Below are 3,253 nucleotides of genomic sequence, written 5' to 3' on the forward strand. Positions count from 1 at the left end.
ACGAGTTCGAATCTCGTATCCTCCGCCATTGCTCTCACCGGGCAATACGTCGAAGGCCCCCGCAGCTTGCTGCGGGGGCCTTCGACGTTGGTGGTCTCAGAAGCTGTTGTCTTTCCGAGTCTGACGACTGCGTTTTCGCTGGTCAGGGGTAGGGGCGGCGTCGGTGTGGGAGTGATGGATCGTCGTTTCGTCGCTCCCGTGGAGGTCGCGAATGTCGTCGGTTGTCGGACTGCTGGAACAGCACGAGCTCGCCGCTCGGCGTCGAGTCGACGGGCTGCGCGAGGAAGTCGACCGCATCCAGGCCGAGCTCGCGAGGGCTGAGCAGGAGTGGTTGGAGTGGACGATCGCCCGTGAGCGTGTGGGTGCGGCGCTGTCCGTGCCGGGCGGCGATTCAGCTGACGCGGTGGCCGCCGAGCGGCCGGGCGGTGCGGGGACAGAGGCCGAGGTGCGGGCGTCACCGCCCGTGGCGGCGAAGACGAAGTCGCAGGTTCCGGTCTGGCGCGAGGGGCTGGCCCGGAGGGCACTGTCGGCGGACTATCAACGCATCCTGGCCGCGCTCGCGGACCGGGTCCGTCTCGGTCAGGGCCCGCTGACCTGCCAGGAGATGGCCTCCGCGTTCGGTATGGACGTGGTGCCGGCCAAGGTAGAGGCGTTGCGGTCGAAGGCGAAACGCCTGGTCGCGCGGGGCTGGCTGGCCGAGCCGGCGCCGGGCCGGTTCACGCTCGCGCGGGGCGTGTGCGGGCCAGACGGCGGGTCATGATCATAGCCATCGACCAGTAGACCATCGCCTCGGCGCTGCTGGTACCGCGTTCGAAGTCGCGCGCCAGGCGGCGGCTTCGCATCAGGTGGGCGAAGAGCCGCTCGACGATCCACCGCTTGGGCAGCACCACGAATCCGCGCATGTCGCCGCTGCGCTTGACGATCGCCAGGACCAGGGCGAACGCAGCCAGGGAGTGCTCGACGAGGCTGCCGGTGTAACCGCCGTCGGCCCAGACGTGTTCCAGGTGGTGGTGGGCTTCGGACACCTGGGCGAGCAGCACCTTCGTGGCGGCGCGGTCACCGATGTCCGCGCTCGTGACCATCACGCCCAGCAGCAGGCCGAGGGTGTCGACCACCACATGCCGCTTGCGGCCGTTGATCAGCTTCCCACCGTCGAAGCCGCGGCTGTCGGCGCCGACGACGGCGTCCGCCTTGACCGACTGCGAGTCGATCACACCGGCCGTCGGCTCCGCATCCCGCCCCGCCTCCTCGCGAACCCGGCCGCGCAGCCGGTCATGGAACTCCCTGACCAGCAGGTGGTCGCGCCAGCGGCGGAAGAACGCGTAGACCCGGTCCCACGGCGGGAAGTCGGCCGGCATCGCCCGCCACTTGATGCCGTTGTCGACGAGGTATCGGACCGCGTCCAGTATCGCCCGGTGGCAGTAGGCTTCCGGCTGCCCGCCCCGGCCCCGCAGCCAGCCCGGCACCGGCAGCAGCGGCCGGACCACGACCCACTCCGCGTCCGTCATGTCCGAGGGATACCGCCGAACACGTTCCGGGTGATCGGCCGCATTACCGAACCGGTGAGCGATGCAATCACACGCCGGAGCAGCCGAGTCGAACTCCACCGGTGCGAACACGTACAACTGCGGCAACAGGGTCTCCTGGATCTCGGTCGGCTTCGCAACCCCGAGCTACCAAGAGGCCCTGCCTTCATGCCCACGGCCGGCCGCGATCACCCGAACGAGACTCCCGTTCGATACCCACCCCTCAAGGTCGGAACGACAACAGCTACTCAGTAGGCAAGTACGCCGACAGCATGCTGGTGTCGAAGTCAGCGGCTCTGCAAAGTCCCGGTGCACGCCGAACCGCTTCGACACGAGCCAGGCGGTAGGCGCTGATCTCCGTTGAGCGCTCTGCCGAGACGCCGGTGCGGTAGCGGCGGTCGAGACGTTCGGCAACGTTGACGAGCCGGCTTCCGCGCTGGCACTCGGCGTCTGCCACCGCGATCGCGATCTCCGCGGCGGCCGGGGTGGAGCCGGCCTCGTCGGCGCCGCGGGTTCGTGCAGCGGCCTGGCGCGCGGCTTCTGGTGTCGTGAACGCCTGATGGCGGCCTTTCATGCAGGTCCGCCACTCGTTCACCGCTGTGAGGTAGGCGGGATCGGAGGTGACACGGCGGTGAACTTCGACATTCAGGTTGCTGGCGATGAACTGGTTGCCCAGCCACGTCACCAGGTCCGGTCCGTAGAGCAGGCGCCGGGCCTGGGACGTGCAGCCGTCGCGGTTGGTGGTGATGCTCTCGCCGTCGGTCAGGTCGATGGTCAGGCGGGTGTCGTCGTGTCCGAAGAGCGCAACGGGGTAGTCCTGCCGCCGACTCTGTGACAGTGAGGCCAGATACGCCTGGTTCGGGTCGTCGGCCACGAATTGGCTGACCGCGTCGTTCACTCGCGAGGGTGAACTGTATCCGTGCCGACGCGCGGTGGTGACGCTCAGGCGGCCGTAGTTGGCGGCGCTGGCCCCCGCAAGTGCTTGCTCGGGAGGCTCGCGAACGACGTATGTGAACCCGGCGTCTGCCATGCACTGTGCTACCAAGCGGCCTTCGGCGCGATACAGATACCGTGCGGCCTCCTGGGTCAGGTCTCCCTGTGCGCCCTGCAAGGTCGCTGGGGGCGCAGGCAGTGGCGCCGAGGCGGTCCCATGCTGTTCGCTGCTTCCGCAGCCGGTGAGAAGCAGGCTGACCGCTAGCAGCAGGCAGGCGCCAGGGCCCCGAAGGCGCCGCCGAGGCGACGCGGCTACGGGCTCGGCCCCGGCCTCCGGCGTCGCCCGGCGCAGGCGCGGCGGCCCGGAAGCATTGGTATCTGCCATGACCTGTCGACCTCTTTCGTCATCCCACCGCCGCCCCTTCTACCGGGAAGCCGCGGCCGAGCCCGGTCTTCGTGAGGGTGTCGGCGGCCCGGAGGACTTCCGGGCCGCCGACAGCTGGGCTTCAGCAGCCCCAGTTGTTGGAGCTGCCCAGGTGGGCATGGGCGGCGTCCTGGGGGGACGAGGTGCCCGACGCCACGACCTTGACCGAGCCCGTGTAGTAGTAGCCCTGCCAGACGCAGGCGTTCAGCCCCGAGGTCCCGTGGTTGTACCAGGACGAGTCGTGGTTGTTGATGGTCCAGGCGCTCCAATCGGAGTTGGGTGCGGCTCGTTTCGAGGGAAGCCCTGACCTGTGGGGACGTGGGTTGGTGCGGAAATGGGCAGGTCTTCTCGTGACGAGAGGGGGCGGTGC

At 68.9% G+C, this 3,253-nt stretch carries 4 protein-coding genes; 1 reads left to right on the forward strand and 3 read right to left on the reverse strand.

Features of this window, described 5'->3' with window-relative positions; genetic code table 11:
* The first annotated feature begins 211 nt into the window (after positions 1-211).
* Positions 212-760 carry a hypothetical protein gene (locus tag AB0I52_RS32695; RefSeq protein ID WP_363078784.1) on the forward strand — a complete coding sequence of 183 codons (549 nt, stop codon included), beginning with the start codon at positions 212-214 and terminating at the stop codon, positions 758-760.
* Here AB0I52_RS32695 and AB0I52_RS32700 read toward each other — a convergent pair.
* From AB0I52_RS32700 to AB0I52_RS32710, 3 genes are all read right to left on the reverse strand, one after another.
* Positions 717-1,508 (reverse strand): IS5 family transposase, encoded by a 792-nt coding sequence (locus AB0I52_RS32700; protein ID WP_363078786.1) that lies wholly within the window; start codon positions 1,506-1,508, stop codon positions 717-719. The two genes, AB0I52_RS32695 and AB0I52_RS32700, sit on opposite strands and share 44 nt — an antisense overlap.
* A gap of 262 nt (positions 1,509-1,770) precedes the next feature.
* Positions 1,771-2,424 (reverse strand): hypothetical protein, encoded by a 654-nt coding sequence (locus AB0I52_RS32705; RefSeq protein WP_363078788.1) that lies wholly within the window; start codon positions 2,422-2,424, stop codon positions 1,771-1,773.
* Between the two features lie 541 nt (positions 2,425-2,965).
* On the reverse strand, positions 2,966-3,253 hold a 288-nt coding region (locus AB0I52_RS32710; protein ID WP_363078790.1), incomplete at its 5' end, for a peptidase inhibitor family I36 protein.

This window comes from Streptomyces sp. NPDC050423 (genome assembly GCF_040655445.1).
Lineage (GTDB): Bacteria > Actinomycetota > Actinomycetes > Streptomycetales > Streptomycetaceae > Streptomyces.